The sequence below is a fragment of the Pseudomonas sp. FP215 genome, assembly GCF_030687795.1.
GTDB classification, from domain to species: Bacteria; Pseudomonadota; Gammaproteobacteria; order Pseudomonadales; family Pseudomonadaceae; genus Aquipseudomonas; species Aquipseudomonas salmasensis.
On sequence record NZ_CP117447.1, the window covers coordinates 4,154,766 to 4,180,943 of the forward strand.

General features: G+C 60.2%; 22 protein-coding genes. 15 read left to right on the forward strand and 7 right to left on the reverse strand.

The window, feature by feature from the left end; translation table 11 throughout:
* The first annotated feature begins 252 nt into the window (after window positions 1-252).
* Window positions 253-1,542 carry a citrate synthase gene (gene gltA / locus PSH76_RS18695; RefSeq protein WP_003172803.1) on the forward strand — a complete coding sequence of 430 codons (1,290 nt, stop codon included), beginning with the start codon at window positions 253-255 and terminating at the stop codon, window positions 1,540-1,542.
* A gap of 813 nt (window positions 1,543-2,355) precedes the next feature.
* On the opposite strand, the gene PSH76_RS18700 is transcribed toward gltA, so the two are convergent.
* The 3 genes from PSH76_RS18700 to PSH76_RS18710 form a co-directional block, all read right to left on the reverse strand.
* Window positions 2,356-4,014, reverse strand: coding sequence for a cation acetate symporter (locus PSH76_RS18700; protein ID WP_305492705.1), 1,659 nt, complete (start codon window positions 4,012-4,014; stop codon window positions 2,356-2,358).
* A complete protein-coding gene (locus tag PSH76_RS18705; RefSeq protein ID WP_003190001.1) occupies window positions 4,011-4,322 on the reverse strand; it encodes a DUF485 domain-containing protein in 312 nt (103 codons plus the stop codon). Before PSH76_RS18705 ends, PSH76_RS18700 begins: the two co-directional genes overlap by 4 nt.
* 232 nt (window positions 4,323-4,554) lie before the next feature.
* Window positions 4,555-5,406 carry a glycine betaine ABC transporter substrate-binding protein gene (locus PSH76_RS18710; protein WP_003233255.1) on the reverse strand — a complete coding sequence of 284 codons (852 nt, stop codon included), beginning with the start codon at window positions 5,404-5,406 and terminating at the stop codon, window positions 4,555-4,557.
* Window positions 5,407-5,738: 332 nt separating this feature from the next.
* On the opposite strand from PSH76_RS18710, the gene PSH76_RS18715 reads away from it, so the two are divergent.
* Entirely contained in the window at window positions 5,739-7,292 is a 1,554-nt protein-coding gene (locus PSH76_RS18715; protein WP_305492706.1) for a glycosyl hydrolase family 17 protein, read from the forward strand.
* 105 nt (window positions 7,293-7,397) lie between these two features.
* On the opposite strand, the gene PSH76_RS18725 is transcribed toward PSH76_RS18715, so the two are convergent.
* Window positions 7,398-7,769, reverse strand: a complete 372-nt coding sequence (locus PSH76_RS18725; RefSeq protein WP_098952248.1) for a hypothetical protein — start codon at window positions 7,767-7,769, stop codon at window positions 7,398-7,400.
* Window positions 7,770-8,002: 233 nt separating this feature from the next.
* Between PSH76_RS18725 and PSH76_RS18730 the strand changes: the two genes are divergently transcribed.
* Both PSH76_RS18730 and PSH76_RS18735 read left to right on the forward strand, forming a co-directional pair.
* A complete protein-coding gene (locus PSH76_RS18730; RefSeq protein ID WP_032892643.1) occupies window positions 8,003-9,301 on the forward strand; it encodes a serine/threonine protein kinase in 1,299 nt (432 codons plus the stop codon).
* On the forward strand, window positions 9,294-10,082 hold the full coding sequence (locus PSH76_RS18735) for a VacJ family lipoprotein (RefSeq protein ID WP_003189993.1): 789 nt from the start codon (window positions 9,294-9,296) through the stop codon (window positions 10,080-10,082). The genes PSH76_RS18730 and PSH76_RS18735 overlap by 8 nt, the downstream gene beginning before the upstream one ends.
* Before the next feature lie 56 nt (window positions 10,083-10,138).
* Here the strand turns inward: PSH76_RS18735 and PSH76_RS18740 are convergent, their stop codons facing one another.
* The gene (locus tag PSH76_RS18740) at window positions 10,139-11,053 is read right to left on the reverse strand and encodes a DUF808 domain-containing protein (RefSeq protein ID WP_305492707.1); all 915 of its coding nucleotides are present in this window, start codon (window positions 11,051-11,053) and stop codon (window positions 10,139-10,141) included.
* A gap of 134 nt (window positions 11,054-11,187) precedes the next feature.
* Between PSH76_RS18740 and PSH76_RS18745 the strand changes: the two genes are divergently transcribed.
* Entirely contained in the window at window positions 11,188-11,793 is a 606-nt protein-coding gene (locus tag PSH76_RS18745) for a TetR/AcrR family transcriptional regulator (protein ID WP_014717721.1), read from the forward strand.
* 213 nt (window positions 11,794-12,006) lie between these two features.
* Window positions 12,007-12,465 (forward strand): transposase, encoded by a 459-nt coding sequence (locus tag PSH76_RS18750; RefSeq protein WP_305492708.1) that lies wholly within the window; start codon window positions 12,007-12,009, stop codon window positions 12,463-12,465.
* A 105-nt stretch (window positions 12,466-12,570) separates the two neighbouring features.
* Here PSH76_RS18750 and PSH76_RS18755 read toward each other — a convergent pair whose 3' ends face one another.
* Window positions 12,571-13,011: a heme-binding protein gene (locus PSH76_RS18755; protein ID WP_073521695.1), complete on the reverse strand. Its 441-nt coding sequence runs from the start codon at window positions 13,009-13,011 to the stop codon at window positions 12,571-12,573.
* 256 nt (window positions 13,012-13,267) lie between these two features.
* On the opposite strand from PSH76_RS18755, the gene gcl reads away from it, so the two are divergent.
* The 9 genes from gcl (at window position 13,268) to PSH76_RS18805 (ending at window position 24,554) form a co-directional block, all read left to right on the forward strand.
* Window positions 13,268-15,043 carry a glyoxylate carboligase gene (gene gcl, locus PSH76_RS18760; RefSeq protein WP_305492709.1) on the forward strand — a complete coding sequence of 592 codons (1,776 nt, stop codon included), beginning with the start codon at window positions 13,268-13,270 and terminating at the stop codon, window positions 15,041-15,043.
* A 10-nt stretch (window positions 15,044-15,053) separates the two neighbouring features.
* A complete protein-coding gene (gene hyi / locus PSH76_RS18765; protein ID WP_014717718.1) occupies window positions 15,054-15,836 on the forward strand; it encodes a hydroxypyruvate isomerase in 783 nt (260 codons plus the stop codon).
* A 69-nt stretch (window positions 15,837-15,905) separates the two neighbouring features.
* Complete coding sequence (locus PSH76_RS18770) at window positions 15,906-16,796, forward strand: 2-hydroxy-3-oxopropionate reductase (RefSeq protein WP_032892651.1); 891 nt, start codon at window positions 15,906-15,908, stop codon at window positions 16,794-16,796.
* Between the two features lie 149 nt (window positions 16,797-16,945).
* Window positions 16,946-18,226: a glycerate kinase gene (locus PSH76_RS18775; protein ID WP_032892653.1), complete on the forward strand. Its 1,281-nt coding sequence runs from the start codon at window positions 16,946-16,948 to the stop codon at window positions 18,224-18,226.
* Window positions 18,216-19,631 (forward strand): pyruvate kinase, encoded by a 1,416-nt coding sequence (pyk, locus tag PSH76_RS18780; RefSeq protein WP_278916653.1) that lies wholly within the window; start codon window positions 18,216-18,218, stop codon window positions 19,629-19,631. Before PSH76_RS18775 ends, pyk begins: the two co-directional genes overlap by 11 nt.
* Window positions 19,632-19,736: 105 nt before the next feature.
* A complete protein-coding gene (locus PSH76_RS18790) occupies window positions 19,737-20,612 on the forward strand; it encodes an urea transporter (protein WP_305492710.1) in 876 nt (291 codons plus the stop codon).
* Between the two features lie 31 nt (window positions 20,613-20,643).
* On the forward strand, window positions 20,644-21,468 hold the full coding sequence (locus PSH76_RS18795) for an ion transporter (protein WP_014717713.1): 825 nt from the start codon (window positions 20,644-20,646) through the stop codon (window positions 21,466-21,468).
* Between the two features lie 94 nt (window positions 21,469-21,562).
* Window positions 21,563-22,564 (forward strand): sulfate ABC transporter substrate-binding protein, encoded by a 1,002-nt coding sequence (locus PSH76_RS18800; protein ID WP_032892659.1) that lies wholly within the window; start codon window positions 21,563-21,565, stop codon window positions 22,562-22,564.
* A gap of 784 nt (window positions 22,565-23,348) precedes the next feature.
* Window positions 23,349-24,554 carry an MFS transporter gene (locus tag PSH76_RS18805; protein ID WP_305492711.1) on the forward strand — a complete coding sequence of 402 codons (1,206 nt, stop codon included), beginning with the start codon at window positions 23,349-23,351 and terminating at the stop codon, window positions 24,552-24,554.
* Between the two features lie 126 nt (window positions 24,555-24,680).
* Here the strand turns inward: PSH76_RS18805 and PSH76_RS18810 are convergent, their stop codons facing one another.
* Window positions 24,681-26,162 carry a M10 family metallopeptidase C-terminal domain-containing protein gene (locus PSH76_RS18810; RefSeq protein ID WP_305492712.1) on the reverse strand — a complete coding sequence of 494 codons (1,482 nt, stop codon included), beginning with the start codon at window positions 26,160-26,162 and terminating at the stop codon, window positions 24,681-24,683.
* Between the last annotated feature and the right edge of the window lie 16 nt (window positions 26,163-26,178).

A 26,178-nucleotide genomic window follows, 5' to 3' on the forward strand; every position in this document is an offset into this window, starting at 1 on the left:
AAGCCCTTGGCGGTCGGTGGCCGAGTATAGACAGTTAGGTTACTAATGACAACGCGCACACCTCACCCTAATAGCTGATTGCGCTGGCGGGATAAAAGGCGTAAATGGCAGGCAATTTCGACGAAAAAGTACGGTTAAAGCCTTCTGGCGCAAGACTTTAGGCAAATTGACATCTGGATTTATATCAATATAGTGGTGCGGGCCCTGCGTGGGGGGTCTGTCTGATGATTTGAAGCATAAATAGGAGGCCACATGGCTGACAAAAAAGCGCAGTTGATCATCGAGGGCGCAGCCCCCGTCGAGCTGCCCATTTTAACCGGCACCGTTGGTCCCGATGTTATCGACGTACGGGGCCTGACGGCCACGGGCCGTTTTACTTTCGACCCAGGCTTCATGTCGACCGCTTCCTGCGAGTCGAAGATCACCTATATCGATGGTGATAATGGCATTCTGCTTCATCGCGGCTACCCGATCGAGCAACTGGCTGAAAAGTCGGACTACCTGGAAACCTGCTACCTGCTGCTAAATGGCGAATTGCCAACAGCCGAGCAGAAAGCCCAGTTCGTCAGCACCGTGAAGAACCACACCATGGTGCACGAGCAGTTGAAGACCTTCTTCAACGGCTTCCGTCGCGACGCCCACCCAATGGCCGTCATGTGCGGTGTAGTAGGCGCCCTGTCGGCCTTCTATCACGACTCCCTGGACATCAATAACCCGCAGCATCGCGAAATTTCCGCGATCCGCCTGGTTGCCAAGATGCCGACCCTGGCCGCAATGGTTTACAAGTACTCCATGGGCCAACCCATGATGTACCCGCGCAACGACCTGACGTACGCGGAAAACTTCCTGCACATGATGTTCAACACCCCGTGCGAGATCAAACCGATCAGCCCGGTGCTCGCCAAGGCCATGGACCGGATCTTCATCCTCCACGCCGACCACGAGCAGAACGCTTCCACCTCTACCGTGCGCCTGGCGGGCTCTTCGGGTGCCAACCCGTTCGCCTGTATTGCCGCCGGCATCGCCGCACTGTGGGGCCCTGCCCACGGCGGTGCGAACGAAGCCGTATTGACCATGCTCGATGAAATCGGCGATGTGTCCAACATCGACAAATTCATCGCCAAGGCCAAGGACAAGAACGATCCGTTCAAGTTGATGGGCTTCGGTCACCGGGTCTACAAGAACCGCGACCCGCGCGCTACCGTCATGAAGCAGACCTGCGACGAAGTGCTGAAGGAACTGGGCATCAAGAACGATCCGCAACTCGAACTGGCCATGCGCCTGGAAGAGATCGCCCTGACCGACCCGTACTTCATCGAACGCTCGCTGTACCCGAACGTCGACTTCTACTCGGGGATCATCCTCAAGGCGATCGGCATTCCAACCAGCATGTTCACCGTGATCTTCGCCCTGGCGCGGACCGTGGGCTGGATCTCCCACTGGAAAGAAATGCTCTCCAGCCCGTACAAGATTGGCCGCCCGCGCCAGCTGTACACTGGCTACGAGTCGCGTGACATCACCAAGCTGGAAGATCGCAAGTAAGCACCTGATTGCTTGTTTGTACTGAGAACGGCCTCCCTTAGTGGAGGCCGTTTTTGTTTGTGTGGCCTGATCTACCGCCATCGCAGGCAAGCCAGCTCCCACAGTTGACCGGGTTCACACAGTCGGGCTTGCCCGCGAATCTACACAACTTTGGTGCGACGCTGACCCTGTGGCGAGGGAGCTTGCTCCCGTGACGGCCTTATAGCTGGCGCTTATCTACCTGACACACCACCATCCAAATGTGGGAGCTGGCTTGCCTGCGATAGCGACCTGCCAGCCGACACCTATTTACCTGACGCCCCACGACCCAACTGTGGGAGCGGGCTTGCTCGCGAAGGCGGCCTGGCGGTCAACACGGTTGGATTGTGTGCATATCCATTGCTGCGGTAACGGCCACTTAGGGTTCCGCCCTGACGACGGGTCACTTTGGAAAAGCCCCAAAGTAACCAAAGGGCTCTTGCCCCACCACTCGGCACCTCGCTTAGGCTCGGCGTGCCCGTAATCCGCCAGTGATTTGGGGGGCCGCCGCCACGCGCCATCCATGGCGCGGGGCGGCTAAACCGGCATCCCTGCCGGTTTACCCCCCAAATCCCTGTCGAATTCCGGCCAGCGTGGTTTGACGGGGCGCCTAAGATCAAAAGCAGATCAAGATCAAGAGCGGCTCGCCTCGCATCGTGGTTAGCGTTGGCTGCTACAACCTACAAATTTGTGTAGATACCTATGCCGCGATTAGGCCAGCCCAGACAACACAAAAACCCAGGCAAAAAAATACCCCAGCCTTACGACCGGGGTATCTCTTATACAACTGACAACTTAGTGATTAACCGCCCCGCTCGCCCCCAGGCCAGTCTGCGAACGCACAAACTGCGGGAAGTACAGCGCACGCTCTTTCTCTGCCGCCGCCGATTTGTCGGTGATGGAGAAGAACCAGATGCCGACGAACGCAATGATCATCGAGAACAGCGCCGGGTACTCGTACGGGAAGATCGCTTTTTCATGGTGCAGGATCGAGACCCAGATGGTCGGGCCGAGGATCATCAGGCCCACGGCGCTGATCAAGCCCAGCCAGCCGCCAATCATGGCGCCACGGGTGGTGAGGTTTTTCCAGTACATGGAAAGCAGCAGCACCGGGAAGTTACAGCTGGCAGCGATGGAGAACGCCAGGCCGACCATGAACGCAATGTTCTGGCTTTCGAACAGGATACCCAGGCCGATGGCCAATACACCCAAGGCTACAGTGGTGATCTTCGACACGCGAATCTCATCTTTCTCGTTGGCCTTGCCTTTTTTGATCACGCTGGCATACAGGTCATGGGACACCGCCGAAGCACCCGCCAGGGTCAAGCCAGCAACCACCGCCAGGATGGTGGCAAACGCCACGGCCGAGATGAAGCCCAGGAAGATACTGCCACCCACCGCGTTGGCCAGGTGCACCGCCGCCATGTTGTTACCACCAAGCAAGGCGCCTGCTGCGTCCTTGAACGCCGGGTTGGTGCTGACCAACAGGATCGCGCCGAAGCCGATGATGAAGGTCAGGATATAGAAGTAGCCGATGAAGCCGGTTGCGTACAGCACGCTCTTACGCGCTTCCTTGGCGTCGCTCACCGTGAAGAAGCGCATCAGGATGTGCGGCAGGCCAGCAGTACCGAACATCAGTGCCAGGCCCAGGGAGAATGCCGAGATCGGGTCTTTCACCAGGCCGCCAGGGCTCATGATCGCTTCACCTTTGGGGTGAACCTTGATCGCCTCGGAGAACAGCATGTTGAAGTCGAAGTTGACGTGCTTCATTACCATCAGCGCCATGAACGAGGCACCGGACAGCAACAGTACCGCCTTGATGATCTGCACCCAGGTGGTCGCCAGCATGCCGCCGAACAGCACGTACAGGCACATCAGGATACCCACCAGGATTACTGCCACATGGTAATCAAGGCCAAACAGCAGCTGGATCAGCTTGCCGGCGCCGACCATCTGCGCGATCAGGTAGAACGCCACCACCACCAGCGAGCCACAGGCCGACAGGCTGCGGATCTGGGTTTGCCCCAGGCGATAGGACGCCACGTCGGCAAAGGTGTATTTGCCCAGGTTACGCAGGCGCTCGGCGATCAGGAACAGAATGATCGGCCAGCCCACCAGGAAGCCGATCGAGTAGATCAAGCCGTCGTAGCCGGAGGTGAACACCAGCGCGGAAATCCCCAGGAAGGACGCCGCCGACATGTAGTCACCGGCAATGGCCAGACCGTTCTGGAAACCGGTGATCTTGCCGCCCGCGGCATAGTAGTCCGCCGCCGATTTGTTGCGCTTGGACGCCCAGTAGGTGATGCACAGGGTGGCGCCGACAAACACGACGAACATCACAATGGCCGAGACGTTCAGCGGTTGCTTGTGCACTTCACCGGTCAATGCGTCCGCCGCCCAAACGGCCGGAGCCAACAGCGAAGCGCCGAATAGAGCCAATAGACGCCGGATCATTGCGCAGCCTCCTTGAGAATCGCATTGTTCAGGTCGTCAAATTCGCCGTTGGCCCGACGCACGTAGATGCCGGTGAGAATGAAGGCCGACACAATCAGCCCGACGCCCAGGGGAATGCCCCAGGTAATCGAGGAACCGGGGCTGATCTTGGCCCCCAGTACTTGTGGCCCGTAGGCAATCAACAGGATGAAAGCGGAGTAAAGCCCTAGCATGATCGCCGAGAGAATCCAGGCGAACCTTTCCCTTTTCCTGACCAGCTCCTTGAAACGCGGGCTGTTTTGAATCGAGAGGTAAATGCTGTCGTTCATTGTTTTTATCCTCGCAGCACAGCTTTTTATTATTTTGGAACGTATCCACTGTATGCGGCTGCGCAATGGGTTCCAGACGACCTTAGTAGTAGATCGAGCTTAGCGAGGATTTGAAAAAAATGTAGGAGCGAGCTTGCTCGCGAAAAACGTCAACGATAACGCGTTCATCCTGGATGATCGCGGTGCCGGTGCGTTCTTCGCGAGCAAGCTCGCTCCTACAGTTGGGGCGGGGTTATTTAGCGGTCCATTCGGCGACGCGCTCGGGGTGCTTGGCTACCCAGTCCTTGGCCGCGGCGTCCGGCTTGGCGCCTTCTTGAATCGCCAGCATGACTTCACCGATTTCATCCTTGGAGGCCCACTGGAATTTCTTCAGGAAGGCCGCGACTTCCGGCGCTTTCTTCTCCAGGCCCTTGCTGCCGATGCTGTTGACGGTTTCAGCAGCACCATAAATCCCTTTTGGGTCGTCCAGGAAACGCAGTTTCCACTTGGCGAACATCCAGTGCGGCACCCAACCGGTGACCGCAATCGACTCCTGCTTGTCTTCGGCGCGGGTCAGTTCGGCAATCATCGCCGCACCCGAGCTGGCTTGCAGTTTGTAGTCCAGGCCATATTGCTTGATGGCTTCGTCGGTCTTGAGCATTACGCCTGAACCGGCGTCGATGCCGACGATCTTGTTCTTGAAGGTGGTATCGGTCTTGAGGTCTTCAATGGACTTGGCCTTGACGTACTCCGGCACGATCAGGCCGATCTTGGCGTCCTTGAAGTTGGGGCCGTAGTCGACCACCTTGTCCTTGTTCTTGGTCCAGTATTCACCGTGGGTCACCGGTAGCCAGGCGGAGAGCATGGCATCGAGTTTGCCAGTGGCAACGCCCTGCCACATGATCCCGGTGGCAACCGCTTGCAGTTTTACGTCGTAGCCGAGTTTTTGCTTGATCACCTCTGCCGCCACATGAGTGGTGGCCACGCTGTCGGACCAGCCGTCCACATAGCCGATGCTCAGGGTCTTGCTGTCGGCACTGGCCAGTGTGGAGCCCATCGCAACTACCAGAGTGGCAGCTGCGCCCAAGAGTCGTCGCATCTTCATAGTACTTCCCCGAAAGTGCTGCGCCCGACGGATGCCGAGCGACGTCAAACTGTTGTTATAGGGTGCACCGCGCCCCCTTCACGCGCATCGATCCGGTTGCTGAGGCATCAGTGGAGTACTGACAGTTTTATCTTCAACCTGCGTAGGCATTTGCCCTGCTCTGTCAGCGACCTTGGTTGAGCAAGAAACGACATCACATCGCCAGTAGGACGCTTTGTAGGCGTTATCGCCAGAATCCCGCCCGAAGTTTGCATGTCAAAATTATGCAGCCGCACTGGGCTGCGGCAAATCCGGGTAAGATGCGCGCCTTTGCTCCCCCAGATAAGCCGACCATGCCCGCGACTGCCCGCTTCCCTGCCCTGCCCTATTTCTTCGCCTTGATCCTCGGCGTGCTTGCCCTTGCCGGCTACTGGTACGGCCTCGGCCGGCCCGTGGTGTTGCCGGACGTCGCCAGCGCCAGCCATAAGTTGCAATGCGCGTCCTACACGCCGTTCGACAAAGACCAATCCCCATTCGACCAACCGTTCGCGCTGCGCCCCGAGCGCATGGACGCCGACCTGGCGCTGCTCGCCACGCGTTTTGAATGCATTCGCACCTATTCCATGACCGGCCTGGAAGCCCTGCCGGACATGGCGCGCAAGCATGGGTTGAAGGTGATGGCCGGGGCCTGGGTCAGCAGTGACCCCGTGGCGACTCAAAAAGAGATCAACGAGTTGATCGCGGCGGCCAACGCCAGCCCGGACGTGGTGACCTCGGTGATCGTCGGCAACGAAGCCCTGCTGCGCAAGGAAGTCACTGCCAAGCAACTGGTGGCGCTGATCCATCAGGTTAAAAGCCAGATCAAGCAGCCCGTCACCTATGCCGATGTCTGGGAATTCTGGCTGCAACACCCAGAAATCGAGCCGGCGGTGGACTTCCTCACCATTCACCTGCTGCCGTATTGGGAAGATGACCCGTCCGGCATCGACCAGGCGCTCAAGCACGTGGGCGATGTGCGCCAGACCTTCGGCCATAAATTTGCACCCAAGGACATCGTGATCGGTGAAACCGGCTGGCCTAGCGAGGGCCGCCAGCGCGAAACCGCCGTGCCCAGCCGGGTCAATGAAGCCAGGTTCATGCGCGGCTTCGTGGCCATGGCCGAAGCCAATGGCTGGCGATACAACCTGATCGAAGCCTTTGACCAGCCATGGAAGCGCGCCAGTGAAGGGGCTGTGGGCGGTTACTGGGGGCTGTTCGATGCAGACCGCCAAGACAAAGGCGTTCTCGCAGGTCCTGTGACCAATGTGCCGTACTGGCCGCTGTGGCTGGGCGTCGGCGGGCTCATCCTGCTTGGCACCCTGGTGCTCGGCGGCCGCGTTCGCAGCACGCGCTCTGCATTAATACTGCCGTTGCTCGGTGCCGTGGCAGCGTGCTCCATCGGCAGTTGGGCCGAACTGACCCGCGTTACCGCACGCTTCAGCGATGAATGGGTATGGGCAGGCTTGCTGGTGGTGTTGAACCTGCTGGTGCTGGCCCATGCCGCCCTGGCCCTCAGCGCCCGCGAGGGCTGGCGTGAGCGAGGGTTCCACTGGCTGGAGCAGCGCGCCGGCTGGCTGGTGGCAATCGCCGGGTTTGCCGGTGCCGTGATGATGCTGGCGCTGGTGTTTGACCCGCGCTATCGCAGCTTCCCAAGCGCAGCGCTGGTGCTGCCGGCCCTGGTGTACCTGGTACGCCCGGTAACCGGGCCGCGTCGGGAGATTGCGTTGCTGGCCTTTCTCATCGGTGCCGGCATTGCGCCGCAGTTGTACCGTGAAGGGCTGTTGAACCAGCAGGCCTGGGGTTGGGCCGTGGTCAGCGTGCTGATGGTTGCCGCTTTGTGGCGTTGCTTGCGGGTGCGCAAGGTTTAACCCAATCGCCTGTAGGAGCGAGCTTGCTCGCGAAAAACACCAAGATAACGCGGGGCATCAGGTACCCCGCGTTATCGTTAACGACCCTCGCGAGCAAGCTCGCTCCTACAAGGCGCCGCGCGACTTCCTGACCAACCGCAACCCCGCAATCACCACTGCAAACACCGCAAACGTCGTATTGTACAACGCCAGCGCCGGCAACCCGAACACCAACCCCACTACCGCCAACGCCCACCCCGCACGCCCCGGTACAAAAAAGCCCAGCACCGAGGTGATCAACGCCGCCCACCCCAGCAGCTTGAAATGAATCATCAAACCCAAATTCGAACGCACCTGGCATTCCCAGCGGCTGGCCTCATCCGCGCAGATGCCAACCCATTGCCCATCCTCCATGAAGCCATAGCGTGCGGCATAACTGGCGGCCAGCCATAACGGCAGGGCAATAAGCAGCAGGATCAACGGCAAACGACGGGACATAGGGCACTCCGATAGGCAAAAACGGCGCCCAGCTTAATCCCACGGCGGCCGTTAGCAAGGTGTTCGCACAGATATCTGTTCAACAAAGCATGGCAAAGTGTATCGTCTCGCTACTATTACCCCGATTCCGACGTTTTTTCCGACTTTTCGTGCCGAGTGCTGGCACTTCGGTGACAAGGCGGTGGTCATAGCCTGCGAACTTCATTCAGCCCGTTCCTCTTAGGGATTAAGTCATGCTCCGTTCCTTGCGCTGTGCTGCCTTGCTGGGCAGCCTATTTTTGAGTGCGTCAGCACTGGCCGTCGATATCGACCAAGCCAGCTATGGCTACCCTTTGACCAACCCGTTCGAAGCGACCATCGCCACCACACCTCCCGATCTGCGGCCAACCCTGCCAACGGATGACGAGATCACCCAGTCCGACTACACCCTGACGATGCGCCCCGAGCGCGAGTTCAGCCTGCCGGACAATTTCTGGGCGGTGAAGAAACTCACCTACCGCATTGCCAAGCAGGACCGTGCTGCGCCGTTGATCTTCCTCATCGCCGGCACCGGTGCACGCTTTGACAGCAGCATCAACGAATACCTGAAAAAGCTGTATTACCAGGCCGGCTACCATGTGGTGCAGCTGTCCTCGCCAACCAGCTTCGACTTCATCAGCGCCGCTTCGCGCTTCGCCACCCCGGGCATCACCCAGGAAGACGCCGAAGACATGTACCGAGTGATGCAAGCCGTACGCGCGCAGAACGCCTCGTTGCCCGTGACCGACTTCTACCTCACCGGCTACAGCCTGGGCGCCCTGGATGCGGCGTTTGTCAGCAAGCTGGATGAGACCCGCCGCAGCTTCAATTTCAAGAAAGTGCTGCTGCTCAACCCGCCGGTCAACCTCTACACCTCGATCACCAACCTCGACAAGCTGGTACAGACCGAGGTCAAGGGCATCAACAACAGCACCACCTTCTATGAGTTGGTGCTGAGCAAACTGACGCGTTACTTCCAGCAAAAAGGCTACATCGACCTCAACGATGCCCTGCTTTATGACTTCCAGCAGTCCAAGCAGCACCTGACCAACGAACAGATGGCCATGCTGATCGGTACCTCGTTCCGCTTCTCGGCCGCCGACATTGCCTTTACCTCGGACTTGATCAACCGCCGTGGCCTGATTATTCCGCCCAAGTACCCGATCACCGAAGGCACCAGCCTCACGCCGTTCCTCAAGCGTGCCCTGCAGTGTGACTTCGACTGCTACCTTACCGAACAAGTGATCCCGATGTGGCGCGCGCGTTCCGATGGCGGCAGCCTGCTGCAACTGATCGATCAGGTCAGCTTGTACGCCCTCAAGGACTACCTGCGCGACAGCCCGAAAATCGCCGTGATGCATAACGCCGACGATGTAATCCTCGGCCCTGGCGACCTGGGCTTCCTGCGTAAAACCTTCGGCGATCGCTTGACCGTCTACCCGCTGGGCGGCCACTGCGGCAACCTCAATTACCGCGTCAACGCCGACGCCATGCTGGAGTTCTTCCGTGGCTAAATATCTTCTGCTGCTCGCCGCACTGATGTGCGCAGGCGTGGCCAATGCCGACAACAGCAAGGCCCAAGAACCCGTCAAGGTCGATGCCGACGGCTTCAAGGAGCCGCTGACCAAGCTCAAGTTCAACCCAGGCTTGGACCAGCGTGAGTTCGAACGCTCCACGCTCACCGCGCTCAACGTCTACGACCCACTGGAGTCATGGAACCGCCGCGTGTACCACTTCAACTATCGCTTCGACCAGTGGGTGTTCCTGCCGGTGGTGAACGGTTACCGCTACGTCACGCCGAGCTTCCTGCGCACCGGCGTGAGCAACTTCTTCAACAACCTGGGCGATGTGCCTAACCTGATGAACAGCTTGTTGCAGCTCAAGGGCCACCGCTCGCTGGAAACCACCGGGCGCCTGCTGGTCAACACCACCATTGGCATCGCGGGCCTGTGGGACCCGGCCACCGCCATGGGCCTGCCGCGCCAGAGCGAAGACTTCGGCCAGACCCTGGGCTTCTACGGTGTACCGGGGGGTGCTTACCTGATGCTGCCGATCTTCGGCCCGTCGAACCTGCGTGATACCGGCGGCCTGCTGGTGGACTACAGCGCCGAATCGCAGATCAACTTCCTCAACGTGTCAGAAGTCAGTTCCAACCATCCGGAAGTCTGGGCCCTGCGCGCCGTCGACAAGCGCTACCAGACCAGCTTCCGCTACGGCCAGATGAACTCGCCGTTCGAGTATGAGAAGGTGCGGTATATCTACACCGAATCGCGCAAGTTGCAGATTGCCGAGTAAACCGCAGCGACAAAAAAAGGCCATTCGATTGAATGGCCTTTTTTATGCCTGCGGTTTCACCCTCGCAGTGCTTTCCAACCTTTACCTGCCACGCTGACCACTGCCAGGACGACAGCGCCGGCAATGATCCCCGCCACCGCATTGAGCAGCGTCGGCATCAGCCACGCGAACGCGCCAGTGCTTTGGCTCACGGTTTCGATCCAGTGATGCACCACGGGCACGCCATGGGTAAGGATGCCGCCACCGACCATGAACATCGCCGCCGTGCCGATCACTGACAGGCTCTTCATCATGTAGGGTGCCGCACTCAAGATAGCGCCGCCAATACTGCGCGCCACCTGGCCCGGCTTCTGCGTCAGCCACAGCCCCAGGTCATCGAGCTTGACGATACCGGCCACCAATCCATATACGCCGATGGTCATAACAATGGCGATACCCGACAGCACGATCACCTGCTGCGTGAGCTGCGCGTCGGCGACGATGCCGAGGGTGATAGCGATGATCTCGGCGGAGAGAATGAAGTCGGTGCGGATCGCGCCCTTGATCTTGTCTTTTTCGAAAGCCACCAGATCGGTTGCTGGATCGGCTACCGCCTCAGTCAATTGTGCGTGTTCGGCCTGGTCTTCAGCCTTGCTGTGCAGGAACTTGTGAGCGAGTTTTTCAAAGCCCTCGAAACACAGGTAGGCGCCGCCGAGCATCAACAGTGGTATCACCGCCCACGAGGCAAAGGCGCTGATCAACAGGGCAGTCGGCACCAGGATCAGCTTGTTGATAAACGAGCCCTTGGCCACCGCCCACACCACGGGGATTTCCCGCTCGGCGCGCACGCCGGAGACCTGCTGGGCATTCAACGCAAGGTCATCGCCCAGCACGCCCGATGTCTTCTTGGCGGCCATTTTTGTCATCAGCGCAACGTCATCGAGTACCGCGGCGATATCGTCGATCAACACCAATAAGCTGCTTCCTGCCATGAACCGGACTTCCGTTAGAGAGAGATGGCGCGAGCATAGCGCGGCGCAAGGCCTTGCGGGCAGATTGTTGAGGCCTGCGGATGGCCGGTGCTACCATGCGCAACCGCCTGTCATGGCAAGGAAACGTCTGGTTTATGAGCAGCATTCGCGAGCGCAACAAAGAAAAAATCCTGCGGGCGGCGAGCGAGGAGTTTGCCGACAAGGGCTTCGCCGCGACCAAAACCAGCGACATCGCCGCCAAGGCCGGGCTGCCCAAGCCCAATGTCTATTACTACTTCAAATCCAAGGACAACCTCTACCGCGAGGTGCTCGAAAGCATCATCGAGCCGATCCTGGCCGCCTCCACGCCGTTCAACCCCGAAGGCGAGCCCAAGGAAGTATTGAGCAATTACATCCGCTCCAAAATCCGCATCTCCCGCGACCTGCCGTTCGCCTCCAAGGTGTTCGCCAGCGAAATCATGCACGGCGCCCCACACCTGAGCACCGACCAGGTTGAACAGCTCAATGCCCAGGCCAAGCACAATATCGACTGCATCCAGAGCTGGGTTGACCGTGGCCTGATCGCAGCGATTGACCCCAACCACCTGATGTTCAGCATATGGGCAGCCACCCAGACCTATGCCGATTTCGACTGGCAGATCTCGGCAGTGACCGGCAAGGCCAAGCTGGATGAAGCCGATTATGAGGCGGCGGCGCAGACGATTATTCGGTTGGTACTCAAGGGGTGTGAGCCGGACTGATAGACCGCGGCGCCTGTAAAATTCGCGAGCAAGCCCGCTCCCACAGGTAGGTGCAAAGCCAGACACACATTGTATAAACCGCACAAATCTCCCTGTGGGAGCGGGCTTGCTCGCGAAAACGCCCTCCCAGACACATCCTGCCAAAAGTCCACAGATCAGCCTCAGCCACCAAGATCTAGCCTCTCAGAACCCCATCTGAAGAGAGGCCAAGGAATGCCTGATTTACCTGCTTCAAAACGCCTGCGCATCGGTCGCTATAACGAATCCAACCGCATTTACCTGCTCACCACCAACACCCTTGAACGTGAGCCCATCTTCAGCGACTTCAGACTCGGCCGCCTGGTCGTACAACAATTCAGGATCGCTCAATATAAAGGGCTCGCAACATCATTGGCCTGGGTAGTAATGCCTGATCATTTCCATTGGCTTGTCTCTTTGGAGAAAGGCTCGCTTGCCGACTTGATGCGCCAAGTTAAATCCAAGAGCACCCGCGTGGTGAATGCGGTGGCTGGCCGCCAAGGTCGCCTCTGGCAGCCGGGTTTTCATGACCATGCCGTGCGTCGAGAGGAAAGCCTTGAGGGGATTGCGCGTTACATCGTAGCCAATCCACTCAGGGCCGGGTTGGTAAAGAAGTTTGGTGACTATCCGCTGTGGGATGCCGTTTGGGGATAGCGCCAAGACCGAGGCGCCCCTTTCGCGAGCAAGCCCGCTCCCACATTTGGAACGCATTCCCCTGTGGGGCTTGCCCGCGAAGAGGCCCGATCCATCAGCCCCGATTCAAGCCGACACTCCCGCATCCGCCATCAACCCCACCCCCTCTATCGCGGTGATCGCACACTGCTCGTCAATATCGGACGTGTCCCCGCTGATCCCAATTGCGCCCAGCACCACGCCGCTCTGATCCCGAATCAACACCCCACCCGGCGCCGGAACGACGCTGCCCTGCCCCAGGCTGTTCAACGCGGCGATAAACGCCGGGCGCTGTTGGGCGTCCAGGGCCAGCAAACGTGAACCCTTGCCCAGGGCGATGGCGCCCCAGGCCTTGCCGATGGCGATTTGCGGGCGTAGCAGGCTGGCGCCGTCTTCGCGTTGCAGGGTGACCAGGTGGCCACCGCTGTCGAGCACGGCGATGGTCAGGGGCGCAGCCGAAATGGTGCGGCCTGCCGTGAGGGCCTGGGTGGCCAGTTGGGTGGCGAGTTTCAAGGTTAAAGCGCTCATAGGTGCCGTCCTTATCTTGTTATGGGTAAAGCGGTGAGGTCTGTGTGATCAGATGCTCGATCACACAAATAGAACACAATGATATTTGTTTTTGTATACAATATTTTCAAACAAAGGCTCCATACGTCGAAAAAAGCGCTTCCGACGAACGCAAAGGTCAGTTTACGAAAGGCATTGACCAACGCAGCTCGGCGTGAATACACTTTGGACAGACACCACTTGTATACAATTACAAAACGCAAGAGGCACCAAAACCATGAGCAAAATGAGAGCAATCGAAGCCGCCGTTCTGGTGATGCGCCGTGAAGGTGTGGATACCGCCTTCGGTATCCCAGGCGCCGCGATCAACCCGCTGTATTCGGCCTTGCAGAAGGTGGGTGGCATCGATCACGTCCTTGCTCGCCACGTTGAAGGCGCCTCGCACATGGCCGAGGGCTACACCCGCACCAAGGCCGGCAATATCGGCGTGTGCATCGGCACTTCCGGCCCGGCGGGCACCGACATGGTCACCGGCTTGTACAGCGCCTCGGCCGACTCGATCCCGATCCTGTGCATCACCGGCCAAGCCCCTCGCGCCCGGATGCACAAGGAAGACTTCCAGGCCGTGGACATCACCAGCATCGTCAAGCCAGTCACCAAGTGGGCAACCACGGTGCTGGAGCCCGGCCAAGTGCCTTACGCGTTCCAGAAAGCCTTCTATGAAATGCGCTCCGGCCGCCCTGGCCCGGTGCTGATCGACCTGCCGTTCGACGTCCAGATGGCCGAGATCGAATTCGACATCGACGCCTACCAGCCGCTGCCCCTGGCCAAGCCGCTGGCGACCCGCGTGCAGGTAGAAAAAGCCCTGGCCCTGCTCGATGCAGCCGAACGCCCCTTGCTGGTAAGCGGTGGCGGCGTGATCAACGCCGATGCCAGCGAGCTGCTGGTGGAGTTCGCTGAATTGACCGGCATTCCGGTGATCCCGACCCTGATGGGCTGGGGCACGATCCCGGACGACCACCCGCTGATGGTGGGCATGGTCGGTCTGCAAACCTCGCACCGATACGGCAACGCGACGATGCTCAAGTCGGACGTGGTGCTGGGCATCGGTAACCGCTGGGCCAACCGTCACACCGGTTCGGTCGAGGTGTACACCGAAGGCCGTAAATTCATTCATGTCGACATCGAGCCGACCCAGATCGGCCGCGTATTCACGCCAGACCTGGGCATCGTTTCCGACGCCGGCTCCGCGCTGACAATGTTCATTGAAGTGGCCCGCGAGTGGAAAGCCGCCGGCAAGCTCAAGGACCGCAGTGCCTGGTTGCATGAGTGCCAACAGCGCAAGGCCACCCTGCACCGCAAGACTCACTTCGACAACGTGCCGGTCAAGCCGCAACGCGTGTACGAAGAGATGAACCAGGTGTTCGGCAAAGACACTTGCTACGTCAGCACCATCGGCCTGTCGCAGATTGCCGGCGCGCAATTCTTGCACGTGTACAAGCCCCGTCACTGGATCAACTGCGGCCAGGCCGGCCCATTGGGCTGGACCATTCCCGCCGCGCTGGGCGTGGTCAAGGCCGACCCGAGCCGCAAAGTAGTGGCCTTGTCGGGCGACTATGACTTCCAGTTCATGATCGAAGAACTGGCGGTGGGCGCGCAGTTCAAGCTGCCCTACATCCACGTGGTGGTGAACAACTCTTACCTGGGCCTGATCCGCCAGGCCCAGCGCGGATTCGAAATGGACTACTGCGTGCAGCTGTCCTTCGACAACCTCAACGCCCCGGAACTCAACGGCTACGGCGTCGACCATGTGGCGGTTGCCGAGGGCCTGGGTTGCAAGGCCCTGCGTGTGTTCGAGCCGGGCCAGATCCAACCGGCCTTGCGCCGCGCCCAAGAGATGATCGAAGAATTCAAGGTGCCAGTGATCGTTGAGATTATTCTGGAACGGGTGACCAATATTTCCATGGGCACCGAGATCAACGCCGTCAATGAATTCGAAGACCTGGCCCTGGTCGGCAACGATGCGCCGACTGCCATTTCCCTGCTCGATTAAGGAGAACCCTATGCCGCGCTTTGCTGCCAACCTGTCCATGCTGTTTACCGAACAGGATTTCCTTGCCCGCTTCAAAGCGGCTGCCGATGCCGGTTTCCAAGGCGTGGAGTACCTGTTCCCGTATGAATTCAGCTCTGCCGACATCAAGGCGCAGCTGGACGCCAACGGCCTGACCCAGGTGTTATTCAACCTGCCAGCCGGTGACTGGGCCAAGGGCGAGCGCGGCCTGGCGTGCCACCCGGACCGGGTCGAGGAGTTCCGTGCCGGGGTCAAGCTGGCCATCGCCTATGCCCAGGTATTGGGCAACACCCAGGTCAACTGCCTGGCGGGTATCCGGCCACAAGGCGTTGATGACGAGACCGTAGAAAAGACCTTCGTCGCCAACCTCAAGTACGCCGCCGAGAAGCTGCAGGCGGCGGGTATCAAGCTGGTGATGGAGATGATCAACACCCGCGACATTCCGGGCTTCTACCTCAACAACACGGCGCAGGCCCTGTCGATTCGCGAGCAAGTGGGCAGCGCCAACCTGTTCCTGCAATACGACATCTACCACATGCAAATCATGGAAGGTGACCTGGCGCGGACCATGGCCGCGCACCTGGGCGAGATCAACCACATCCAGCTGGCGGACAACCCAGGACGCAACGAGCCAGGCACCGGTGAGATCAACTACCGCTTCCTGTTCGAGCATCTGGACCGCATTGGTTACGCGGGTTGGGTCGGCTGTGAGTACAAGCCGTTGACCACTACCGAGGCGGGTTTGGGTTGGCTCAAGACCCATAACGCCATCTGACCACTGACACCACACAAAACAATGTGGGAGCTGGCTTGCCTGCTCCCACATTAAAAGAGGATTTTGATCATGGCTAAAATCGGATTTATCGGCACCGGCATCATGGGCCAACCCATGGCCGCCAACCTGCAGAAAGCAGGTCATCAACTGTTTCTCTCTGAACATCACGGCAAGGCACCGGCTGAACTGATCAGCGCCGGCGCCGTGGCCCTGGCCAACCCGCAACAAGTGGCCCAGGAAGCCGAGTTCATCATCGTCATGGTGCCCGACACCCCACAAGTCGATGACGTGCTGTTCCGCGCCGACGGCGTGGCTGCGGGCCTGTCACCGAACAAGGTGGTGATCGACATGAGTTCGATCTCCCCGACTGCCACCAAGGCGTTCGCCGCCAAGGTCAACCAGGCCGGCGCGCAGTACCTGGATGCTCCGGTGTCCGGTGGTGAAGTCGGCGCCAAGGCCGGCACCTTGAGCATCATGGTCGGCGGCGAACCGCAGACGTTTGAACGCGCGCTGCCGCTGTTCCAGAGCATGGGCAAGAACATCACCCTGGTGGGCGGCAATGGCGATGGCCAGACCGCCAAGGTGGCCAACCAGATCATCGTTGCGCTGAACATCCAGGCGGTGGCCGAAGCGTTGTTGTTCGCCGCCAAAAACGGCGCCGACCCGGCCAAAGTGCGTGAAGCGCTGATGGGTGGCTTTGCATCGTCCAAGATCCTGGAAGTGCACGGCGAGCGCATGATCAAGGGCACCTTCGACCCGGGTTTCCGCATCAACCTGCACCAGAAGGACCTGAACCTGGCATTGGCCGGCGCCAAGGAACTGGGGATCAACCTGCCGAACACCGCCGGCACCCAGCAAGTGTTCAGCACCTGCACCGCAATTGGCGGCGGCAACTGGGACCACTCGGCACTGATCAAGGGCCTGGAGCATATGGCGAACTTCTCGATTCGCGATAAGTAACGAAAATACGCAATACCCCCCTGTAGGAGCGAGCTTGCTCGCGAAAAACCTGAGAGCACCACTGGCTCCCTGGTTACCCGCGTTATCGTTGACGATTTTCGCGAGCAAGCTCGCTCCTACAAATAATAAGAATCCCCGGGAGCCCGCTTATGTCGGTCGATCCGCAACACCTGCTTCGCGAGCTGTTTGCCACAGCCATCGACGCCGCCCACCCCCGGCAAGTCCTCGAACCCTACCTGCCTGCCGACCGCAGTGGCCGTGTGATCGTGATCGGCGCCGGCAAGGCCGCGGCCGCCATGGCGCTGGTTGTCGAAGACTGCTGGCAGGGCGAAGTTTCGGGCCTGGTAGTTACCCGTTACGGCCACGGCGCGCCGTGCAAAAAAATCGAAGTGGTCGAAGCCGCCCACCCGGTTCCCGATGCAGCCGGCCTGGCCGTGGCCCAGCGCGTGCTGGAACTGATCAGCCATCTGGGTGAAGACGACCGCGTGATCTTCCTGCTCTCCGGCGGTGGCTCGGCATTACTCGCCCTGCCCGCCGAGGGCATCACTCTGGCCGACAAGCAAACCATCAACAAAGCCCTGCTCAAATCCGGCGCCACCATTGGCGAGATGAATTGCGTGCGCAAGCACCTCTCGGCCATCAAGGGCGGGCGCTTGGCCAAGGCCGCGTGGCCGGCCACGGTGTACACCTACGCGATCTCCGACGTGCCGGGTGACCAGGCCACGGTGATTGCCTCGGGCCCGACAGTCGGTGACCCGAGTACCTCGCAACAGGCACTGGCGATCCTCAAGCGTTACCAGATCGACGCCCCTGCTTCGGTGCGCAGTTGGTTGCAGAACCCGGCCTCGGAAACCGTCAAGCCCGGTGACCCGGTGCTTGCCCGCAGCCACTTCCAATTGATCGCCCGCCCGCAGCAATCGCTTGAAGCGGTGGCAGTAAAAGTGCGCCAGGCCGGTTTCAGCCCGCTGATCCTCGGTGATCTGGAAGGCGAAGCCCGCGATGTGGCCAAGGTACACGCCGGCATCGCCCGGCAGATCGTGCAGCACGGCCAGCCACTGGCGGCGCCGTGTGTGATTCTTTCGGGGGGCGAAACCACCGTCACCGTACGCGGCGACGGCCGTGGCGGGCGTAATGCGGAATTCCTCTTGAGCCTTACCGACAGCCTCAAGGGCCTGCCCGGCGTGTACGCCCTGGCCGGCGATACCGATGGCATCGACGGCTCAGAAGACAACGCCGGCGCGATCATGACTCCTTGCAGCTACCGCCGTGCCGAAGCCCTGGGCTTGTCGGCCAGTGATGAGCTGGACAACAACAACGGCTACGGCTATTTCGCCGCCCTGGGCGACTTGATCATCACCGAGCCGACGCGCACCAACGTCAACGACTTTCGCGCCATCCTGATCCTTGAGACTGCCAACCATGACGCCTGACAAGAAGGTCAAAATCCTCGCCACCCTGGGCCCGGCCACCGATGGTATCGACGACATCCGCGAGCTGGTGGAGGCCGGGGTAAATATCTTCCGCCTCAACTTCAGCCACGGCGACCACGCCGACCATGCCCAGCGCTACCAGTGGATTCGCCAGGTCGAGCGCCAGCTCAACTACCCGCTCGGCATCCTCATGGACCTGCAAGGGCCGAAGCTGCGGGTGGGACGCTTTGCCGAAGGCAAGGTGCAGCTCGTACGCGGCCAGGCCCTGCGCCTGGACTTGGATGAAACTCCGGGCGACCAACGTCGGGTCAACCTGCCCCACCCGGAAATCATCGCGGCCCTGGAGCCGGGCATGGACCTGCTGCTCGACGACGGCAAGCTGCGCCTGCGCGTGATCACCAAGCATGCCGATGCCATTGACACCACCGTGCTCAATGGCGGCGAACTGTCTGACCGCAAAGGTGTGAACGTCCCGCAAGCGCTGTTGGAACTGAGCCCCCTCACCGCCAAGGACCGCCGCGACCTGAGCTTCGGCCTGGAGCTGGGTGTGGACTGGGTGGCGCTGTCGTTTGTGCAACGCCCGGAAGACATCCGTGAAGCCCGCGAGCTGATTGGCGATAAGGCGTTTTTGATGGCCAAGATCGAAAAGCCTTCGGCGGTGCAACGGCTGCGCGAAATCGCCGAATTGAGCGACGCGATCATGGTGGCCCGAGGTGATTTGGGCGTGGAAGTGCCGGCCGAGAGCGTGCCGCAGATCCAGAAAGACATCATCAGCACCTGCCGCCAACTGGGTAAGCCGGTGGTGGTGGCCACGCAGATGCTTGAATCCATGCGCTTCTCGCCGGCACCTACCCGCGCCGAAGTCACCGATGTCGCCAACGCGGTGGCTGAAGGTGCCGACGCGGTGATGCTGTCAGCCGAAACCGCTTCGGGCGAGTACCCACTGGAAGCGGTGCAGATGATGAGCAAGATCATCCGCCAGGTGGAAAACGGCCCGGACTACCAGGCCCAGTTGGACGTCAGCCGGCCCAAGGCGGATGCCACGGTGTCGGACGCCATCAGCTGTGCGATCCGCCGTATCAGCAGCATTCTGCCGGTGGCGGTGCTGGTGAATTACAGCGAGTCCGGCAGTTCCAGCTTGCGCGCGGCGCGGGAACGGCCGGTGGCGCCGATCCTCAACCTCACGCCCAACCTGTCCACGGCGCGACGCCTGAGCGTGGCGTGGGGCGTGCACTCGGTGGTCAATGATCGGCTGCGCCAGGTAGATGAGGTGTGTTCCACCGCGCTGGAAATTGCCCAGGCCCAGGGCATGGCGCAGCGTGGCGATACCTTGGTGATTACCGCGGGGGTGCCGTTCGGGCAGCCGGGGTCGACCAATTCGCTGCGTATCGAAACCCTACTGTAGGAGCGAGCTTGCTCGCGAAGAACGTCAACGATGACGCGGGTATCCTGAATGCACGCGGCGCCCTCAGGTTTTTCGCGAGCAAGCTCGCTCCTACAGGGAGCTGACATGCACAACCCAACCTGCCCCGACTGGGCCGAAGCCCTGCTCAACGGCTTCAGCCAAATCTTCCTGCAGCGCCATCCGCTGTGCGGCCTGCTGTGCCTGCTGGCGATCCTGATTGGCGCCCCGGCCTTGCTCGGCGGGGCCTTGCTGGGTGGCGTCGCGGGGTTGCTCACGGCCCAGCGCCGGGGGTATCCCAAGGCCGAGCGCCAGGCCGGGCTGTATAGCTACAACGGCGTATTGCTGGGCCTGTTGATCAGCCAGCACTTTGCCTGGTCCGCGCTGGTGCCGCCGCTGATCCTGGCGTGCGGCGGCTTGAGTGCGATCCTCACTCGGCACTGGTTGAAACACGCAACCGGGCCCCAGGATTTGCCCGCCTACACCGTGCCCTTTGTTGGCCTGGGCTGGTTGTTGCTCGGCCAGGCCCCACAGAACACCCTCGCGCTGATCGAGCCCGACACTGTCGCTGTAGTGGCTGCGCCCTTCACCGGCCTTGGGCAAATCATGCTGCTGGACCAGCCGCTCGCGGGTGTACTGATTGCCCTGGGCTTGCTGCTGGCCAACCGTCGCGCCGCCGCGTGGGCCTTGGTCGGCGCCGCTCTGGGCATGCTCGCCGGCTTGTGGCTGAACGACCCCACTGGCGCCCTGCTCGGCCTGCACAGCTATAACCCGGCGCTGGCGGCCCTGGCCCTGTGCTCATCACGTCGCCAGCCCTGGTTACCGCTGCTGGGCATCGGCCTGGCCATCCTGCTCACCCCGGGCTTTGCCGGCCTGCACCTGCCCGCGCTGACCGCGCCGTTTATCCTCGCGTGCTGGCTGGTGCGCGCCGGTCAGCGAATGCTGCACAAGCCTCACATGGACAGCCCGTTCGAATCGCCCTAGGCTTGCTCGATATTCGTTTCGGGCAGGGTTTATGGACAGCAACAACGACTGGCGCCAGCGCCTCTACATCATGGTGTTCCAAAGCGATACCGTCGCCGGGCGGCGCTTTGACGGCATCCTGCTGCTGATCATCCTCGCCAGCCTGGTGATCGTGATGCTCGACAGCATCGACACAATTCACCAGAACTACGCCGACGTGCTGGCCTATATCGAGTGGGGCTTCACGCTGATCTTCGCCATCGAGTACGGCCTGCGCCTGTATTGCTCGCCCAAGCCGCTGCGCTATGCCTTCAGCTTTTATGGCTTGGTGGACCTGCTCGCCATCGTCCCCGGCATCCTCGCGCTGTACTACAGCGATGCCCAGTATCTGCTGATCATCCGCATCATCCGCATGCTGCGCATCTTCCGCGTACTCAAGCTCAGCCCGTACCTCAAGCAGGCCAACTACCTGATGGCCGCGCTGCGCGGCAGCAAACAGAAGATCGTGGTGTTCCTGGTCAGCGTGTGCACCCTGGTGACGGTGTTCGGCACCCTGATGTACGTGATCGAAGGCCCGGAACATGGCTTCACCAGTATTCCCAAGGGCATCTACTGGGCCATCGTCACCCTGACCACCGTGGGCTTCGGCGATATCGTGCCCAAGACGCCCCTGGGCCAGGTGATTTCGTCGCTGGTGATGATCACCGGTTACTCGATCATCGCGGTGCCGACGGGTATTTTTACCGCCGAACTGGCCAGTGCCATGCGCGGCGAACAGCTGCACACCGACTGCCCAGTGTGCAAAAAGGACAGCCATGAACCCAACGCCGCATTTTGCGCGCGCTGTGGCAGCAATCTGTTTCGCAAACTGGAATAAGCAAAGTTCGTTTTAATCTTTAAGGGTCTATGCAGGCCCGGCTATAGTCGCTGGCAAATTGCCTCCCCTCTTCTCGAACAACAAGGAATGAGCAGTGAAAAAAATCCTCAGCGCCTCCCTACTGGCCGCCGGCCTGGCCCTGGCGGGCTCCGCCCAGGCCGCGACCACCCTGCTCAACGTCTCCTACGACGTGATGCGCGATTTCTACAAGGACTACAACGCCGCGTTCCTGAAGCACTGGGCAGCTGAGCACCCGGACGACAAGCTGACGTTGCAGATGTCCTTCGGCGGCTCCAGCAAACAGGCGCGCTCGGTGATCGACGGCCTGCCCGCCGACGTGATCACCATGAACATGGCCACCGACATCAATGCCCTGGTCGACAACGGCAAACTGGTGCCGGACAACTGGGTAACGCGCTTGCCGAACAACAGCGCGCCGTTCACCTCCGCCACGGTGTTTATCGTGCGCAAAGGCAACCCCAAAGCCTTGAAAGACTGGCCCGACCTACTCAAGGACGGCGTGCAGGTGATCGTGCCCAACCCGAAAACCTCCGGTAACGGCCGCTACACCTACCTGTCGGCCTGGGGCTACGTGTTGAAGAACGGCGGCGATGAGGAAAAGGCCAAGACCTTCGTTGGCAAGTTGTTCAAGCAAGCGCCAGTACTGGACACCGGTGGCCGCGCCGCCACCACCACCTTCATGACCAACCAGATTGGCGACGTGCTGGTGACCTTTGAAAACGAAGCCGAAATGATCGCCCGTGAATTTGGCCGTGATCAGTTCGAAGTGGTCTACCCAAGCGTCTCCGCCGAAGCCGAACCGCCGGTGTCGGTGGTGGATAAAGTGGTCGAGAAAAAAGGCACCCGTGCTGCGGCCGAGGACTACCTCAAGTACCTGTGGTCGCCCGAAGGCCAGGAAATTGCGGCCAACAACTACCTGCGCCCACGGGACCCGAAGGTGTTGGCCAAGTACACCGACCGGTTCCCCAAGGTGGATTTCCTGTCGGTGGAGAAAACCTTTGGTGACTGGCGCACGGTGCAAAAGACCCACTTCAATGATGGCGGCGTGTTTGACCAGATCTACTCTGGCCAATAACCCATCTGACTGAATCAACTCGGTCAAACCTGTGGGAGCTGGCTTGCCTGCGATGACGGCGAGTCAGCTTGCACATGAGCGGTTGATACCCCGCCATCGCAGCATCTACACAGTTTTGTAGGTTGTAGCAGCCAACGCTAACCACGATGCGAAGCGAGCCGCTCTTGATCTGCTCTTGATCTTGATCTCAAGCGCCCCGTCAAACCACGCTGGCCGGAATTCGACAGGGATTTGGGGGGGTAAACCGGCAGGGATGCCGGTTTAGCCGCCCCGCGCCATGGATGGCGCGTGGCGGCGGCCCCCCAAATCACTGGCGGATTACGGGCACACCGAGCCCAGGCGAGGTGCCGAGTGGTGGGGCAAGAGCGTTTTGCTTACTTTTGCGCTGTTCAAAAGTGAGCCGCCGTCAGGGCGGAACCCTAAGTAGCCGTTACCGCAGCAATGGATATGCACAAAATCCAACGGTGTTGACTGCCAGGCCGCTTTCGCGAGCAAGCCCGCTCCCACAGTTGGATTGCGGAGCGTCAGGTAGATAGGCGTCGACTGGCAGGCCGTCATCGCAGGCAAGCCAGCTCCCACATTTGGATCGCGGTGCGTCAGTCAGATCAGCGTCGGCTGCCAGGCCGTCTTCGCAGGCAAGCCAGCGCCCACTTTTTTGCGCGAAGCAGATGTATCTGAATGTATCATCAGCCGACATAAGTGATATCACCACAAGCAACCTACTCACTTGCAGGCCTTGTCTTTACTCTCCCACCCCATCGTCCTTCGCCTTTATGAGTACACCATGAACGCAACCTCTCACGCTGCTGGCACCATGACCCGGGGCATGGTCATGCTGTTCGCGTTTTGCTGCGGCGCCATCGTCGCCAACATCTACTATGCGCAACCGATCATCGAGCTGATTGCCCCAGACATTGGCCTGACGCCAGCAATGGCCAGCCTGATCGTGTCCCTCACGCAAATCGGCTATGCCCTGGGCCTGTTCTTCCTGGTGCCCCTGGGCGACCTGCTGGAAAATCGCAAGCTGATGATTGCCACCACCGTCGTGGCAATCGGCAGCCTGTTGGGCGCAGCGTTTATCGAACAGCCGAACCTGTTCCTGCTGGTATCGCTGCTGATCGGTTTCAGTTCCGTCTCGGTGCAGATCCTGATTCCGCTGGCCGCACACCTGGCGCCCGCCGAGTCTCGTGGCCGGGTGGTCGGCAGTATCATGGGCGGCCTGCTGCTGGGCATCCTGCTGGCACGGCCGGTGTCGAGCGTGGTGGCCGACCACTTCGGCTGGCGTGCGATGTTCATGGCGGCCGCGGCGCTGATGGCGTTTATCAGCGTGGTGCTGATGCTGACCATCCCCAAGCGCCAACCCGATCACAGTGCCAGCTACGGCCAGTTGCTGCGCTCCCTGGGCACCCTGCTGCGTGAGCAACCGCTGTTGCGCCAACGAGCGTTCTACCAGGGTTGCATGTTCGCCGCTTTCAGCCTGTTCTGGACCGCCGTGCCACTGGAACTGGCGCGTAACCACGGTCTGAGCCAAAGCGAAATCGCACTGTTTGCCTTGGTCGGTGCCCTTGGCGCCATCGCCGCGCCTATGGCCGGTCGCCTGGCCGATGCTGGCCATACCCACCGCGCTTCTTTGCTGGCGATGTTGTTTGGTGCGCTGAGCTTCCTGCCGGCGTTGGTGCACCCGCTCTACAGCGTGATCGGCTTGGCAGTCACCGGGGTGGTCCTGGATTTCTGCGTGCAGATGAACATGGTCCTCGGCCAACGCGCCATCTACGCCCTCGACGCCCACAGCCGCAGCCGTCTGAACGCGCTGTACATGACCAGCATCTTCATCGGCGGTGCATTCGGCTCGGCGATTGCCAGCAGCGTGTATGAACACGGCGGCTGGTTGGCCGTAATGCTGGTGGGCAGTGCATTTGCCCTGGTCGCCTTGTTGCGCTTCCTGAGTGCAGCACGTAAAGCCGCGTTGGTCACCGCGCAAGCGTCCTGACGGGTCATCGGGCCCAACAAAATTTTTCACAACGCACAAAGGGGCGGGACTTGATCATTCATTGATTAAGTCCCGCCCCGCCTTGCTTCAAGCAATGGCGACCGTCAAAGGTGCGCGATCAACTCGTTAGAGATAACCGCCCTCTTTGATGTTGAGCCCGATGACATCTTCCGGGCTGATCATTCGGGTGCTTTTGATCAGGAAGTCGGTCTTGCCATCGCCATCCAGGTCGGTCGCCAGCAAGTAACGTCCCGTCTGCGGATTGAACTTGATGATGGTGTCACCCGCAGCCCCCGTGTAGTTATCGACGAAGTTCAACGTGACCTTGCCGTCGAGCGCCATTTGCGACAGATCGATCTTGTCTTGCCCCGTTTTGAAGTCCAGTAACAAGTCGGCATTGGCACGGGTTGAATCGCTGAAGGCATTGAACTTGAAGGTGTTCCAACCCTCGCCGCCCACCAGCGTATCGGCCCCTGCACCACCGGTCAGTACGTTATCGGCGCTGTTACCAATGATGCGATCGTTACCGTGGCCCCCCACGGCATTTTCGATCACGGTCTTCTCGCCGATCCTGACGTTTTCCCTCATCCCGCCTACGCTGGACAGCGCACCACCACGCAAGTCGATGATTTGATCCTGCTTGAAGCCAGAGAAATCAAAGGTGTCGTTCCCGCGCTGATCCCAGATATTGAATTTGGGTTTATCGGACGCTGACGTCAGGGTAGTTTCCAACCTGCCGGTATTCGAGTTGAACCCGTAGGTGGTGTCGTCAGTCCTGGTGTCGCCGCCTGCCTTGGGCTGTTCAACCGCTGGCTCCTTGGTGCCGCTTGCCTTGGGCTGTTCAACCACCGGCTCCTTGGTGCCGCTTGCCTTGGGCTGTTCAGCCACTGGCTCCTTGGTGCCGCTTGCCTTGGGCTGTTCAACCACCGGCTCCTTGGTGCCGCTTGCCTTGGGCTGTTCAACCACCGGCTCCTTGGTGCCGCTTGCCTTGGGCTGTTCAACCACCGGCTCCTTGGTGCCGCTTGCCTTGGGCTGTTCAACCACCGGCTCCTTGGTGCCGCTTGCCTTGGGCTGTTCAACCACTGGCTCCTTGGTGCCGCTTGCCTTGGGCTGCTCAACCACTGGCTCCTTGGTGCCGCCGCGTGGCTTTAGCCGATCAGTTAATGGCGTTTTGTAGCCGCTCGGCTTGGGCTTAGTCGTTACTGGCTTGGTATCGCCGTCCGAGATGGGCTGATCCGCTGCCGGTTTGGTTTCGCCGTTTGACTTGGGCTCAGCAGTGGGTTCGGTATCTGCCTGTGGCTTCGAATAGCACTGAGCCATTACCACTTTGCCGGAATTAACGTCTCCAAGTTGAAGCAGCCCGGAGTTCAGGCTCGATCCATACATTCGCTGTAGGCCAGTGCGCTCACCTACCAGCGGAGCGGAAAGACTAAGTAACTTGGAGCTTGTCGAGACGTGGTTGTCTGCTGCGGAGTTCGCATTGCCGTGAGAAGACTTAGCGGCTTCACTGCCTCCCTGGTTTCCAGGATGTGCCAGCGATGACGGCTGAGGAGTCACGCTCGGCGTGGGCATATAGTGGTTTGCAGCGGATGGTTTGACATTAATCATAATTAAGTTTTCTCAG